At 40.4% G+C, this 15485-nt stretch carries 9 protein-coding genes; 8 read left to right on the top strand and 1 reads right to left on the bottom strand.

Going from position 1 to position 15485, the window contains the following annotated elements; all coding sequences use genetic code 11:
* The first annotated feature begins 86 nt into the window (after nucleotides 1–86).
* From Q4567_RS01050 to Q4567_RS01085, 8 genes are all read left to right on the top strand, one after another.
* Nucleotides 87–1109 carry a glycoside hydrolase family protein gene (locus tag Q4567_RS01050; protein ID WP_216048205.1) on the top strand — a complete coding sequence of 341 codons (1023 nt, stop codon included), beginning with the start codon at nucleotides 87–89 and terminating at the stop codon, nucleotides 1107–1109.
* 3 nt (nucleotides 1110–1112) lie between these two features.
* Nucleotides 1113–2306: a putative glycoside hydrolase gene (locus Q4567_RS01055; protein WP_303499017.1), complete on the top strand. Its 1194-nt coding sequence runs from the start codon at nucleotides 1113–1115 to the stop codon at nucleotides 2304–2306.
* 389 nt (nucleotides 2307–2695) lie between these two features.
* On the top strand, nucleotides 2696–5131 hold the full coding sequence (locus Q4567_RS01060; RefSeq protein ID WP_216048207.1) for a hypothetical protein: 2436 nt from the start codon (nucleotides 2696–2698) through the stop codon (nucleotides 5129–5131).
* Between the two features lie 233 nt (nucleotides 5132–5364).
* Complete coding sequence (locus tag Q4567_RS01065; RefSeq protein WP_303499018.1) at nucleotides 5365–7848, top strand: hypothetical protein; 2484 nt, start codon at nucleotides 5365–5367, stop codon at nucleotides 7846–7848.
* Nucleotides 7849–7868: 20 nt separating this feature from the next.
* Nucleotides 7869–9761, top strand: a complete 1893-nt coding sequence (locus Q4567_RS01070) for a sulfatase (RefSeq protein WP_303499019.1) — start codon at nucleotides 7869–7871, stop codon at nucleotides 9759–9761.
* Nucleotides 9762–9822: 61 nt separating this feature from the next.
* A complete protein-coding gene (locus tag Q4567_RS01075; protein ID WP_303499021.1) occupies nucleotides 9823–10248 on the top strand; it encodes an ATP-binding cassette domain-containing protein in 426 nt (141 codons plus the stop codon).
* A gap of 545 nt (nucleotides 10249–10793) precedes the next feature.
* Nucleotides 10794–11084, top strand: coding sequence for an EF-hand domain-containing protein (locus Q4567_RS01080; RefSeq protein ID WP_216048211.1), 291 nt, complete (start codon nucleotides 10794–10796; stop codon nucleotides 11082–11084).
* 97 nt (nucleotides 11085–11181) lie between these two features.
* Nucleotides 11182–12654: an SEL1-like repeat protein gene (locus Q4567_RS01085; RefSeq protein ID WP_216048212.1), complete on the top strand. Its 1473-nt coding sequence runs from the start codon at nucleotides 11182–11184 to the stop codon at nucleotides 12652–12654.
* A 396-nt stretch (nucleotides 12655–13050) separates the two neighbouring features.
* On the opposite strand, the gene Q4567_RS01090 is transcribed toward Q4567_RS01085, so the two are convergent.
* Nucleotides 13051–15441, bottom strand: a complete 2391-nt coding sequence (locus tag Q4567_RS01090; protein ID WP_303499022.1) for a PDZ domain-containing protein — start codon at nucleotides 15439–15441, stop codon at nucleotides 13051–13053.
* Nucleotides 15442–15485: the final 44 nt, after the last annotated feature.

A 15485-nucleotide genomic window follows, 5' to 3' on the forward strand; every position in this document is an offset into this window, starting at 1 on the left:
AATAAACAAAAATAGATAAATTAATGTTCATCGTCCTACTGGCTGAGTTTGTGATTTGATTTAAGTTAAACCAAAGTGGAGAGTTGATGAGAACAATATATATAGCTATTTCTGCCTTTGTATTTGGACTTTTGTCCCAGTCAGTAGCAGCCATCGAAGAATCAGCCTTAGTAAAATCTATGTTGCCAGGACCTTTTATCTTGCCCGCGCCAGAAGGAACTTGGACATGGGGGATGGCGCCGATTTATGATGACAACGGTAAAGTACACGTCTTTAATTCTATTATTCCTAAAAATGGCCGATGGACTAAACATAGTAAAATTGTACATTGGATAGCAGATAAACCTGAAGGCCCATATACGCTGCTAGGTGATGTGTTGGTCAGTGACAGTGCCAGCTATCATAATCCACAAATTTCAAAAGTGGGCGACACATTCGTTCTCGTGTTTCTATTAAATCGATACAAAGACGAGAACGGTTCAAAGCAAGAAGTGGGCATAGCAACCACCCAATCTTTAATGGGGCCTTGGATCGAAAGTCCGCATAATCCAATTATAAAAGCGACACCTGAAAATGGTGAACATGCTTCAAATCCTACTTTTGTTGTCGCGCCCGATGGTGAGTATAGGATTTACCATAAAACCATGACTACCCATGAAGGCGAGATTTATCGTGAGATCTCGCTCGCCACAAGTAACAATATTGAAGGGCCGTATAGGGTTTCTGAAAAAGGTCCTGTGATCACTTATGCAGAGCAAAAAGTGGATATTGAAGATCCTTATGCATTTTATTACAACGGCATGTATTACATGATCTTAGAAGATCGACAAGATGTGTCGGCGTTGCTGGAAGGTAAGCATACCGGTGATGCAAAGAAAGGGGGATGGAGACCGGGGTTACTGTATAAATCGAAAGATGGCCTTGATTGGGGCACACCAAGTGAAGCCTATAAAACGAACCAAATTTATTACGGTCACAAACTGGCTCGTAGCGAGCGGCCAAGTATTTTATGGAAAAATGGCAAACCGGATTACCTATACCTTGCTTGTCACGATGATGACAGTAGCGCGGGATATATTTTGAAAATTAATGGCTGGGAAGGAGAATAAACAATGTTAAAGAAGACGTTTAAAGCTATAACGTTGTTTACAGGTTTGGCAATTTTTAATCAGGCATTAGCAACAAATTCAGACAAGTATCCAGAGTTTTCTTGGGATACTATGCCGCTATATATGCACGTTTGGAAACAGACATCATATAGCAAGGATGAACTTAACTATTTAGCCCAATTTCCACTTATCACCTTAGAAAAAGCTCAGGGTAAAAAAGAAGGGTCGGTTCAAGAAGGCACCTTGAAAGCAGCTCGTGCAATCAAACAGATTAATCCAAAAAGCAAGATACTCTATTATAAAAATATCGTTATAGATTGGCACAGCGGAGCGAGCAAAGATCTCGGCAGAATACCCAATGGATATTTGCAGACTGACGATGGCGATTATCCTGTGGTGAATGATAACAGCAATACGAGGTTTTTCGATATCTCCAAGGGTGAGGTCCAACAGTGGTGGCTCAAAGACGCAAAGGAAATGTTAACCGATGAGTCAATAGATGGCCTATTCATCGATGCCAATATCAAAGTACTTATTGGCTACTATTTTGCTAAATCAAAGAAGCTGGGACAAGCCAAAGCGGATGCGTTAATCGCTGGATATCATGACTTACTCAGCGCAATTAATAACGAATTCCGCGATGACAACATTATTTTGGGAAACATTATCAGAGCACGTTTTGATAACGCTGGACTGGAATATATGGAATATTTCGATGGCTCATATTTCGAAGGATTTGAGCATAACGTTGGTGGTGTTTCCAAACCTGACTATCTTGTTAAGGGGATAGAAGCTGGTCAAAAGGCTGCTCGAGAAGGGAAAATTTTAGCTTTTACCGCAGGACTTGGTGAGGCATTAAAACAAGACAGTTCAAAAATTGGACTTGATGAGGCTCGTCAGAAAGTAGGCAATATCCAACACATTCAAAAGCGTTTAGATTATCTAACTGCTATCTTTTTGGTAATGGCCGAAAAGTATAGCTACTTTTACCCTCACGATGGTTTTGGCGTACAAACCAATAAACATGGCGAGCAACGCAATCGAACTTGGATGCAAACTTTCCCCGCATTTAAAAATAGGCTTGGCGCTCCTAAAGGACCTGCGAAAAGGGATGGTTATATATTCACCCGAGAGTTTGCATATTGTTCTGTTTATCTGAATGTACAAACACAAGAAGCTAGATTGACATGGAAATGATCGCGACAGTGTAAATCACAATGAGGTATATCGAGGGAGTAAGCAGTTTGAGTAGTGGGATGTAATCGCTGAGCTCTAAATATCCAAACAGAAGTTCATCGCGGGATTATTGAGTCCTCATCAACACCGCTAAGTGATTTTTACAATTCATCCAACCAAAAGGGCTGCATTGCCCTTTTTCAATTGTTTAATTATCAATTTAATAAAGCGAATTAATTTTTAAATAATTCGTTTCATATGTTAAACAATGTTTGAAATATTGTTACGGCTGCTATAATATCCGTATGCAAAATAATCATTCTCTTTTTAATATTTATTAGAATTTCTAGGTGTATTGAATTAGAAATTGGGGAAATACCTTGGTTAATTATCACTCTATAAAAAATAAAATGAAGACGCTTAAAACTGACCATCTTAAATGTGCTTTGTTATTGGTTGGGGCTTCATTCTTAGCATCTTGCTCGAACAATAATGAAGGGATAGCTGCTGCGGAAATGGTTAAGCCCAAAGTAGCAGTAAACATCGATTATAAATCCTTTCTATCACAACAAGATCTGATTTGGGATCGGATCCCAGATAAATGGACCGTCGCTCCTTATACCGGAAACGGTAACGTCGGATTTTTATTCTATCAAGCTGAAAATGAAGCCAAAAATGTTATTTCTATACATACAGGTAGACATGATTATTACGACCATCGCTTACCTTATAAAGGTGAGGAAATGCTATGGATCTACCGAGGTAGACTGCCCTTAGGACATTTTAATCTTACCTCCAAAGGTGATATTGAAAAAGTAGATCTTAGACTTGGATTATATGACGCAGAGCTAACCGGTGAAATCACCACAAGCCTTGGTTCATATGCAATTAAAGGCATCACGCATAGTGAAGAAGATATCATTTATTTTGAAACTGATGCTAAAGACGGAGAGTCAATCACTATAAGTTGGCATCCGGATGAGCCTTATCCACCGGTAAAAGGATTTTTCGATAGAGGAAGAGGTCCTAAATCTGCCCTTTGGGATCGCATGCGGAATGCGCCCATGCCTATGCCTCCGAAAGCTTCAGTATTCAAAGAAGATGATATGAATTTTAGTTTTCAACCATTGTACCAACATCGTGGTGAAACTACTGTTGGCTGGGAAGTGCTTGGAAAAGAGTCTGGCAAACAATATTTATCAGCCAGTATCCATCATAGTTTCCCTGAAAAAAACAGTCTTCAAAAAGTGAAAGCGAATCTACTAAAAGCCCGTGAATTATTAGACGAAAAGCGGTTTTTTCAAACCCACCAACAGTGGTGGCATAACTATTACCCACAAAGTTTTTTATCTATCGGTGAGCCAGAAAAAGAAGCCTTTTATTGGATACAAATGTACAAATTGGCGTCAGCTAGCCGCGGCGATGGTCCTATTCTTGATTTAATGGGGCCATGGTACAACGATACCTTCTGGCCAATGGTGTGGGGCGATTTGAATGTTCAACTAATTTACTGGACACACTTAACAGCTAACCGCATGGAGTTGGGAGAATCCTTAGTCAATAATATAGATAAATATCATGACAACCTAACTGGTAACGTACCTAAACATTGGAAAGACAGTGCCGCTGTTGGTGCATTATTCCCGCAAGATATGGTGTCGACTAATGGTGCAAAAGTCCCTGATATGTTGGCTTGGTTATTACACGATTATTGGCTACATTGCGTTTATTCAGGTGATGAGCAGCGATTGCGTGATGGCTTATTTCCTATCTTGCGAAAAACCGGCAATAGCTACTTAAATTATTTAAAAGATAATGCTTTAGTTTCTGATGATGGCACTATTCATATCAAATACAGTTGGTCTCCTGAATATAAGCCTGGTCGAGGTCAGGACATCAATTTCACGATTGGATTGTTACGTTGGACATTCGAAACCTTAATCGAACTTGATCAAAGCAATAATATGAATGATCCACTCTCAGCCGAATGGAAACGGGTATTAGACAATCTTGTGCCTTTTCAAGTAGACGAGAATGGTTTACGGATAGGCAAAGATATTCCTTTTGATAAGCCGCACCGCCACTATTCACATTTACTGCCGATTTACCCTCTAGCCCAATTGAATGTGGATAACGAGGAAGATGCCAAGCTTGCACGGACATCGGTAGACCATTGGTTAGACGTGACTATGTATAGTCAGAAAAAGGCCAGCGCGATGAAAGTTACTGGTTATACCGCAACTGGCGCAAGTTCTATTTACGCAACTTTAGGCGATGGCGAGCTAGCTTATAAATATTTAGACTTTTTTATTAATCATAAAAATGTTTCACCTACGACTATGTACGCCGAGGTGAAAACGCAACCGGTAATAGAAAGTCCACTATCTTATGCTACCTCAGTGCACGACATGTTATTACAAAGCTGGGGCGGTAAAGTTAGGGTATTTCCTGCGGTTCCTAAACATTGGGAAGATTTAGCGTTTCATCAACTACGGACTCAAGGTGCATTTTTGGTAACGGCTAAAAAATCTGCCGGACAAACTCAATTTGTAGAGCTGCAAAGTTTAGTGGGAACGCCGTTAGTTATTAATCCTGATATTGCTAACCCAATTATCTATATTGACGGTAAGTTGGCTGACAATACGCTTGTGAGAAAAGACCAACGTGGATTTTTCCACATCGAATTAGCAAAGAATGAACGTGTTTTGTTCATGTCGCCAAACATTTCTCAAGGTGACCTATTTATCAGTTCCCAAGACATTGAAAAATCTCAGCAAAACCTATTTGGTCTAAGTGAGAAAACAACCCGTTTACCATCTCATGCATTTTATTACGGTGAAGAATGATCTTTAGCTGAATAAATTGTTGCAACTTTCGTATTGAAGCAAGCGCTAATGGTTTAGCGCTTGCCTCTGCGTTACTTAAAGACACTGAGTAAGCAAAGGTTATTTTAAACAGTATTGATTCATTTTTAAAAAAGTATCACTAAACAATATCCCAATAAGCCTTTTGCGGCCCGAATACACTTTGATCCACCACAGGCTTGAATATATTTCACTGCACGTTGTAGGAATATCGAATGAAAATAGTGTTCATCCCATTTATCTGTCTAATGCTGGTTTCTTGCAATAGCGCAAATCAAATTTATAGCAGTACAGCAGAAATAAATGACTCAGGAAATCCCGTCACGCCAAATAGCAACGCTTACCCTGCTTCATTAATGTGGAAAAATGGCGTGCCATATTTGAATGTGGATCGCCCAGAAGATAAGCATTTACGTGGTTTTAATCAACATAAAACGGCGTTAGTTTGGCAAGCAGGGCAGAACAAAATTGAAGTTAATCCAATCAATATGCAATTTCATTTTGGTGTCAAAGATAAAACCCAAACCAGCTCATTATCATTTGAAATTGTAACCACGGCAGGCGATAAATATTCATTAAAATTACAATTACCACCTAACGTCAATCATGCTTTTCCAATTCGTTTAATTGAAACCGGTAATTGGTTTCAATACTTATCTTTCCATGAGTTTTCTTTAGTTCCAGATAATAATGTCGATCAAATTATTGATGTAGAAGGTCATTTAGATTGGAAGGCTTGGCACAACTCAGGCTCTATATCTTTAACATTAAAATCAACCAAGCAGGTTAAGATTAGCGCTATTAATCCAGTATGGTCTAATCAGGGGCAAGGCATAAATCCGGCTATTAAAAATAAACATAAACAAAATATTACCTTAGCACTGGCTTATAACCTGACAGCAAACCAAGAGGTGCAGTGGTTTGATTTGGAACAAACACCAGTTACCGACATAAAAGTTGTCTCAAAACACTCAACTGTTTCTTTTGAAGCTGCAAATAATGCATGGGAAATTAAACTGCCAGAGATAGAGCAATCAAAACGATTAAGTCGAACCTCCCTTGATGTTTTAAATCGAACAACAACAAATCGTTTTTCTTTGAGCAATGATAGTGCTCAAGCGCAAACGGTGAATTTACGATTTATACATCCCAAACACTCAAAAATCGGTTTTGTGCCTATTTTGCGTGACCATAATGGTATCCAAACAGGCTGGCCCATTCAGGTCAGCAAAAATTGGCACGTTCGTGCAGGACTGCCACGGATAGAGAATGATGGCGCTTGGATTCATACATCTATTAGTTTAAAAGTGCCGGCAAAAAGTCATCACAACTATACCTATGAAATAGTGCATGCCAATTGGAATGGCGTACCAGCAGCATCAGTAGCGCAATTAAGTTTAGTAGGTTGGGGCGGCAATGGCTTTTGGTTGCAAGCGGCTTTAGGCAATTGGAGTGAACACTTTTGTTTTCAACCTGGCAGAGCCCTACGTCGGTCAATGATCACTGATATTAGGCCGCTGTTCCAAAAAGGTATGAAAAACAAAAGTGATGATAAGGGCTATGACTGGACCAGCAATATTGGCGGTGGTGATACTGGATTATTACATGATGAAAACGGCCGCTACATTCAATGGAAACAAGCAAAAACAGAGTTCCATTCACTAGGTCCTATTTTATCTGAAGTATCGATAGCAGAAATCACCACAAATGATTCTGCAACATTGCGCAGTACTTTTATCATGCCACGTAGTGATGATTTAAATCGTAGTTATATAAAACTTGAATTTGAAGTGCTGAAGCCTTTAGCTATTTCGCGTTTTGCACTCTTTCAATTTGGCACAGATTATTATGCATCAGGGCGCTCGTTATCTGTGAAATATGGCCAAGGTAATAAGGTAGACGAACTTTCACAACAGTTAACTCCGTTGCAAAGTGCGAAACAAATCAAATCAGCTGCGGTTCCTTGGCCTGGAAACGCTCCTTGGGCTTTGTTGCCTGCACAGCTCAACCCTCATAATTTACGCACCGGTTATGGAAATCGTGCGGCAATACTTCGTGACTTTAACGCAACTATTGCGGGTAAAAAACTGAATAATGCTTGGCTACATTCGTACGAAGTCGGTGACAACAACGAAGCTGGCAATGTGAATATTGAGTTAGGAATTGATCCACAAATAACACAATTAATGCCGGGGGATATTATCAATGCCACGGTTGAAGTCCTAGCGTTACCAGCTAGTGCTAACTTTTACGTTGGAAAAGATGCCAACATCAAAGAAATTATAAAGGGTACAAATGGAATACAAGCCTTAACCATCAATGAGGCGGTTAAAAACCAAGTTACCATTATCAGAGCTGATGGTACGAATGTGGAGTCAACACTACCTGAAATAACTTACGCCGAAGCGATACAAGGATTTAGTGTTTCAGGTGGGCAAGGATGGTACCCCATTAAAGTGATTGGATTGCCGCGGCCTACAAGCGTTTACTGGGCCGAAAAGGTTAATACTGGTTATGAGCCACTGGGGAGCAGCTTCGACGAAGAAAAAGAAGCTCAGTGGAATTGGCAAGCTGATAACAATACTTGGAGCAGCGTATTAAGCCTGCGTTCGTTAAAAAAACATGAACAAATTCGACGTTTTAAATTAATTCCAAGACCCGCATTAGAAGATGAAGAAACGATACTTTTATCAAAATAAACTGATTTGAGAATACTATTATGATAACCATTAAAAAAATCGCACTTTTCAGTGCAGTCTTAATTTCAGGTTGCACCACCGTGCATGAAGAGGTTGTGCATCAGCGCCCTGAAAAACCCAATATAATTTTACTGCTAACTGACGATCTTGGTTGGCAGGATGTGAAAATTTATGACATTGATGAGCCGTCGCCACTCGAAACACCAAACATCGATGCACTAGCAAGTAAGGGGACTATGTTTTGGCAGGGTTATTCGCCAGCACCGTCTTGCGCACCTAGTCGTGGTGCCATTATGACAGGGGCGCATCCAGCCCGCACTCAATACACCCATGTTATCGGTGGCACACCGCCAGCGCCGTTTCATAAAACTGCTCATCGCATGATGCCACCTTGGTATAGTGGACGTGTATCAACAGATTATGTTTCGCTGCCGCAAGCACTTAAAAACAACGGCTACACTACAGGGCATAGTGGTAAGTGGCACATGGCTAGAACTTATCCTGAACCAGAGGATCTTGGCTTTGATTGGACGCGGACTAATCAAGGCACTACTAGACGGATGAAGCCACATAGGTTAACGGGGTTTGCGACGAACAATCCCAAAGATCCGTATCGTCTTGATGAAAACGGATTTGCTACCCACCAACTGAGTGAAGATGCATTAACCTTTGTGCGCGAAAATAAAGCTGACCCATTTTTTCTTTATTATGCCACTAAGCTAGTGCATGCGCCTATTCATACACGCAGCGAACGTTTGCTTAACAAATATGTGAAAAAAATGGGTGTTGAATTACCGGAAAACCCGCAAGAATGGAAAGGTGAGGGACAAACAAACCCTTTTTATGCTGCTATGGTTGAGGAGCTTGATTATTACGTTGGACAAATGTTCGACTATTTAGATAATACAGAAGATCCCCGTTGGCCTGGACATAAGTTGAGTGAAAACACCTATATTATCTTTACTTCGGATAACGGTGGTATGGAAAACATGCCGGGTGAAAAGATCGCCGAAAATTACCCATTGGATCGTGGTAAAATTTCTGCCATGGAAGGGGGGACACGAGTGCCTCTGATTATTGTTGGTCCTGGAATTAAAGCTGGTGTGCAAACCGATGTTATGGCCTCCGGTCTCGATTTTTATCCGACTATTCTTTCTTGGACGAATACACCGAAGCCGACAGGTAGTCAGTTTGACGGTAGTGACCTTTCCAAACTTCTCGCCACAGATGCTACCGACCCGCAATTGGTGAAACAACAAGATGGGCAGGTACGCGACACTCTTTTGTGGCACTTTCCGAACGCTTTGGCGCTGGAGAGTACGATTCGAATCGGCGACTATAAGTTGGTGCGTAACTATGATCATCTAGATCCTAAAAATGACGAGTTAGAGCTGTATCAACTTTATAAAACTGAGGGTGGAAAGCAAATTCGTGTGGACATCGAAGAAGCCAATAATTTAGCCACCAAGATGCCTGATAAGGCGCAGGCGATGAATGCGAAGTTGACCGAGAAGTTAGAAGCCATGGATGCGAGTTACCCTTATTATAATCCGCATTATAGTGACTCACTCCCAAATAAAGAAGCAGTACCAACGGTATTGTCTCACCAAAGAAATGGCAATGTGGTTGAATATCGTTATCAAGAAAATGGTGCGAAGCTGGCACGTGCGCAATTGATGTATACACTTAATGGAGGCGCTAAGAAGGAGGAATGGTTCCGCATGCCTGCTCAGGTCTTACCTGGCAATAAAGTGACTGTCACCTTGCCCGAAGGGACAACCCACTATCTGATCAACTTAATCGATGAGAACAATTTCCTCGTGAGCTATCCATACGTGAAAAAATCATCACGGGGTAATAACTTGCCGTCGAAAGTGGCGCCGTCTGTTGAGGAAAACTTGAAAAAGAAATAACTTAAAGGAATAAATGTTTAAAAGCCTATTGAAAAATAGGCTTTTTTATTTGAATGCTGTTTTGAACAGTAATAGCGTAATTTTATTACGCCCCATCACTCACATGGCTGGTATTTGGCTCATCATTACCGTTCTAGTAGAGCTGCGCCGTAATATGAGCGTGGTGTTACAAGAAAGTATGCTTTTTTCTGGCACCAGTAAAGACAATATTTGCCAGAGCCTACCACAAGTTTACGAGCAAACTACGTTACAAGCAGCAGAGCTTGCAGGTGTTACTGCCTTTACTAGCGAATTACCAGAGGGGTATTACACTCAAGTGGGTGAGCGTGGCAGCGGTTTGTCGGGTGGTCAAAGGCAACGGGTGGCATTAGCAAGAGCACTCATCACCAACCCTAAAATTCTTATTTTATACGAAGCCACGAGCGCCTTTGATTATGAATCAGAAGCGGCAATTATGGTTTATCTTGGGGGGATTATTAGCTGGTAATTCTTGTTGCCACTAATAATACCGGCAAAATATATAAAGTTGAAACAGGCCTGCTTATGGCAAGGATTGTGATTAACGATATTAAATTATATCGTTCATTTTATAAAGGAAGAACAGCATGACATGTGAGCATAATACGAAAGAAAATAAAAAGGAAATTTGTGGTGTTTTTCGTGAAATCACCGTCGTTAGTCAGCGTCATAGTTAATCGTAGTTTTAATATAAATTATTGTGTTATGCGCGGTAGCGCCAGAGTCGTGCATCCTCCTTGCTATACAATAAGTTACACTCATTCAATTCAAATATAAAATGCATTTTTACATACACCTTGGTTTTATGTTAACCTGATGTTACTAATTTGCAATGTCGCTGTAGAACGTTATTCGTTTAGTACTTGAAAAGTGAAAGGAAGAGTTTTTCGAGTTTCATCTGAGTTGCTTAATGCGCACATTGTGAATGGATCGTTAAATGTTAAACGAAGAAGTTTATGGCAACTATTGGATTGACGCTGACAAATAAACTTCCATTAAAAAAGAGGTGTAATTTTGAAAAATTTATTAAAAACAGTGATTGCTACAGCATTTGTAACAACATTATTTGCATGTTCAACAACTTCAACAACCTCAAATACTAAGCAAGACCGATTTAGCAAAGTAGATGCTAATTCTGATGGTCGCGTAACCGTCGAGGAATTTTCGTCTAGTATTAAAAAGCCTAAAAATGGACCAAAGCGCTTCGGCCTACTCGATGTTGATAAAAACGGCTACCTTAATAGAACCGAACTTGAGGCCGAAAGAAAGAACAAGAAAAACAAGAAAAAAAAGAAAGAAAATTAATTGAATCATTTGGTAAAAATGCCGTGATATCAACAGACAATATTGTGATGACTGATAAAATTATTATTTACATTAGGGCTGAAATGGAAAAAGAATTATGATGTTTTTAATTAAGCTAATAAGCATTATAACAACCCTATGTTGTTTCTCTTCATCGCTTGTCTTTGCCCATGATATTTTTAAGGCCGATGAATATTATACTGCGAAAAATTTTAAACTCGCAAAAGCTAGCTATTCGGATGCGGCAAAAGTAGGAAACCCTTATGCATACTATCGGCTTGCTACTATGTATTTCAAAGGCTTAGGGACCGATAAAGATGCGTTCAAAGCACTTATATATCTTTCATTCGCGGCCGAATACGACTTTCATGATTCAAAATCGTTAGTAGAGAAAATATTAAGTAACATGGCTACTAAAGAAAGGCTAAACATTCAAAAATTTCTGAATAAGTTACTAAGCGAAAAAGGTAAAAAATACATCAGTAAAAAATATTTGCCTGAACTTGCTGCAAACAAATTGGCAAACAAGATTACCTTTGATGGAAAGGCGCAATTAGAATTAGACGATTTTGAATTAGAGCTTGCTGACAATGACTTGCTAGTTGATTCTGATTACGATATGGGCGGTGACAGTGAAGACTCGTTCGATATGGATTTCAGTTTCACGACGACGTCTAGCGAGCCCTTTGTCATTATCGATTTTGACCTTGCGCCTGACGGCTCTGTTCGAAATATTGTAGAAGTGCAGCGCGATGGGCGTGCCACTACTTTGCTCGATCAATTCTCTCGGTATTCTTTAGCTAAGCCTACAATACAACACGAAACCGTTGAGTTTGTTGCTAGAGTCAATTTAGGTATTGCTAGTTACGATAAACTCACTTTGCGTAGAAAAAACGCGCAAATGTACCTATCGCTGCTTCGCCAGAGTGAAAAACTCAAGGCGAGTTCTAGCTTAAAAGACCGTTTTCAATATGCGCAGCTATTGCAATATTTTAGTTGGTTAGAGCAGTATGAAGGAGAAGCAAACGAACGCCTTAAAAGCTTGGCCGAAGAGGGCCTTCCTGACGCTATGTATGAATACGGCCTTAAGCTTTATCGAGAACAGGATGATATTGAACAAGCCATTGATTGGATTGGGCAAGCCAGTACTTATGGTTTGGCGAAAGCAGAATCTCGCTTAGGTAAATTATTAATTAGTAGCCCTTGGGTGCAGAAAGACGAAACGAAAGCCTTGTTTTGGTTAGAATCTGCAGCGAAGAAAGATGATATTTCGGCTACCTTAAAGGCTGCAGAATTGAGACTATTTGCTCAAGATAAAGCATTACGCAACTTTTCTTTGGCATTAGAATATCTAACAAAAATAGGCGAGCAACAAAAATGGAATCCTGAATACTACTATTTACTTTCACAAGCATATCGTTTTGGTGAACAGCGTAATTTTCAACAAGTTATTCAATATCTAAAACGGGCAATAAGCATGGGAGAAAGAGTCAACTGGGACATTGAGCCATGGCAAACGCTGTTAGCACAACTCACCATTGGGAAAGTGTTTATTAGTGAAGAAAGTTAAGAAAATTTCAATACAATATCAAGCTGTTATTTTGGCACTGTAGTTGTCGCTGAGCATCAGTAACTGTGCGATAATTTTTCGCAAGAAAATATTAAAATATAGGCGGGTTATCGCTACTCATCTCATATTCCAGACGATTTTGGCGAAGTTAGCTCCCCGTGTGCTAGCCATTGTTCTTCTATAGATTTCCGTAATTGCGGTTTGGAACAAACACATAGGGCGTAGTAAACACAACATGATGATCCATATAGGTGCGTCAAATGGGGGAGGTAACACGCTGACAAACCATAAGTCGCCAACATTTCCTTGATACTCGGTCATAATAGATTTTAAGTTGCACCTGTGCCACGTTGGTAAATAGAACAGACCATATGATAGGTATGACAAGAGTTAATTTCATTTATTGAAGGTGCTTCTTTTTAGGCTTGATACACTTTTCAACTGCAGATCTTTATCCATTTGGAGCATCAATTCGATGACTTCCTGATTGCGCACCAATTTAAGGTTGAGTAGATCCGCAGGTGTACGTTTCAAGGTTTGATTTAATTGACGTAACTTAGAAACTGATTGGCCATTAACATTCTGAATAACATCGCCTGCTATTAACCCCGCTTTAGAAGCTTTGCTATCTTTTGGCACTGTTTTTATCACAACTCCACCTGCTTGTTTACTGACGCCAAAAGCAGAAAAGTCATTACCGGAAAGGTTTACTAAACTGGCCCCCATCCATTTACCTGTAAACGATGGCTGTGCTTTACGTTTGGTTTTTACCGGAGCGCTAAGGTTCGGGGTTCGAGCGATAGCACGTAAAGATGCTTTTTTGACACCAAATTGATCCATCGGAAAATTCTTGAAACCGATCTTCAACGCAGGGGAGTTAGGCTTCACACGGAAGTCTCCGTTTTTCGGGTCGACAAACATCGGATCGCCAAAGGCTGAGTTTTTATCCCAACTTAGGTTGTCGGAAACCGACATTACTTTTTCTTTGCTTTCGCCATAGAAGTTTTTATCTACCATAACTTGATCAACAAAGGGATGAGTCATTCGAGCAGGCTTGTGCCGAGACATGAAAATGTTGTTATAAACTTTATCACCACTTTCTTTATACCAAACATGTGGGTGCAAACCACTGTGAACTGCAATGTTATTCCAGGCGTGGCGGCGAAAACCTTCACGCAATTTTAACCCTCCAGCTAACATCAGGTTATTATAAATATCGTAATTAGTAGAGCCGTCATCTAAGTCAATATCCCAGCCGTGATCACTGCGCCAGCGACTATTACGGATGGTGGTCGTTTCGACTGCATCCAAAAATGGTAAGTCGGGAGCCTCATCAATCGCTTGTTGTGATGTGGCTTGGTCACTTCGCCAGTAACGATCTCGTCCCCAAGAATTGAACGAGCCGTGGTCATGTGTTTCTAGCACGGTGTCAAACACATCAACGCGCTCAATCAAATGCCCACCCCACGTACCGTCACCAATATTGATTCCCGCTCTAGCTGTATCGTAAATTGAAACATCGCGAACCGTAATACCTTTTGCCATAGAAATCTGCACACCAGCAGGCTGACGTTCTACACTGCCTATTTTGTGGATAAGACAATCTTCCACAGTTGAATTAGCTGGATAGTTATTCGTTTTTGGCCCTGGAGTCCGGTCAATTTTAGACAAGTCATTTGTTTGCTTATATTCAAATAAAGGATTACGCACGGCATCAGGATCACCAACAAAGGCTACACCACTGGCACCCGTATCATGAATATGACACCCTTTAATCAATACGTTACGATTATAGTTGTTGACGAAAATAGCATTGCCACCGACCTGATCGAATTCGGTATCTAAAATATGAATGTTTTCAGTGCCCGTAAGAAGGAATGCGCCTCCGCGATAGATTGTCCAATCTGAACGTAGCAAAGGCTCCTTAGTTTTCATGAAAGTGCGAGACGCATGACGTACAACAAAACCTTGTAGGGTAATGTGTTTTACTGGGTTTAATTCAGTACCCTTAAACTCTACAAGATGACTCAGGCGTGCCACTTCTACCTTAGCTGTATTTAGATTTATCCCTTTGGCTGGTTTAAAATAAAGTTTATTTTTTGGGGCGTCATGAAACCATTCGCCTGGTGCATCAAGTTCTTCGAATATATTTTCAACCATTCGAAAGTCTTTATGCATGCCCAGTTGACGGTTATTTTGCCAACCACCTTCATAAGTTATTTCGTTATTGCTTTTCTTGCCAGTGATTTGATAATGGTATCCGCCCCATTGTGAACGATGCATTGCATGAATATAACCACCCCTAGGATCGGCCCAGTCTGCCGCTCGTTCTGCAGAAAAAGCATCGGCCGCATACCCTTGATAGGCTGCTGTTTTTTTGCTCGAATCATAATTGGGGTATCGTGCCATACGCTGATTTTGACCATCAATAAAAAGTTGATCAATGTTTAAACCTACAGGTGTATCGGTTTGGAAAATACCATTTTTATAAGCAGACCAAGTAAGCTTCAATTTTGTACCACCACTTAACACCGCTAGCCCTTCATTCTCTGCTTTGTAAATAATGGGATATCGCTCACTACCAGAGTCCGCCGGTTCAAAAATCAATGTCTCGGGAAAATAATAAACGCCATCAGCAACATGTACTATTACCGCTTCTTTTCCTGCAAAAGACTGAGCGAGTTGTTTGGCTTTAGCTATTGACGCAAGCGGTTTCCCTTGTCGCCCGCTGTTGTTATCCGTTCCTGTTGGTGCGACATAGATCTCAGCTGCGTGGACACTAGACATGCAACTAAAAATACATAGTATTATTGGTGCTATAGCAGATTTAT

Source organism: Aliiglaciecola sp. 2_MG-2023 (assembly GCF_030548145.1).
Classification (GTDB): domain Bacteria; phylum Pseudomonadota; class Gammaproteobacteria; order Enterobacterales; family Alteromonadaceae; genus Aliiglaciecola; species Aliiglaciecola lipolytica_A.

Coding starts and splice junctions, on each gene's coding strand:
- Q4567_RS01070 (WP_303499019.1), top strand. CDS start 7,869: ATGATAACCATTAAAAAAATCGCACTTTTCAGTGCAGTCTTAATTTCA.
- Q4567_RS01065 (WP_303499018.1), top strand. CDS start 5,365: ATGAAAATAGTGTTCATCCCATTTATCTGTCTAATGCTGGTTTCTTGC.
- Q4567_RS01055 (WP_303499017.1), top strand. CDS start 1,113: ATGTTAAAGAAGACGTTTAAAGCTATAACGTTGTTTACAGGTTTGGCA.
- Q4567_RS01060 (WP_216048207.1), top strand. CDS start 2,696: ATGAAGACGCTTAAAACTGACCATCTTAAATGTGCTTTGTTATTGGTT.
- Q4567_RS01085 (WP_216048212.1), top strand. CDS start 11,182: ATGATGTTTTTAATTAAGCTAATAAGCATTATAACAACCCTATGTTGT.
- Q4567_RS01050 (WP_216048205.1), top strand. CDS start 87: ATGAGAACAATATATATAGCTATTTCTGCCTTTGTATTTGGACTTTTG.
- Q4567_RS01090 (WP_303499022.1), bottom strand. CDS start 15,441: ATGTCTAGTGTCCACGCAGCTGAGATCTATGTCGCACCAACAGGAACG.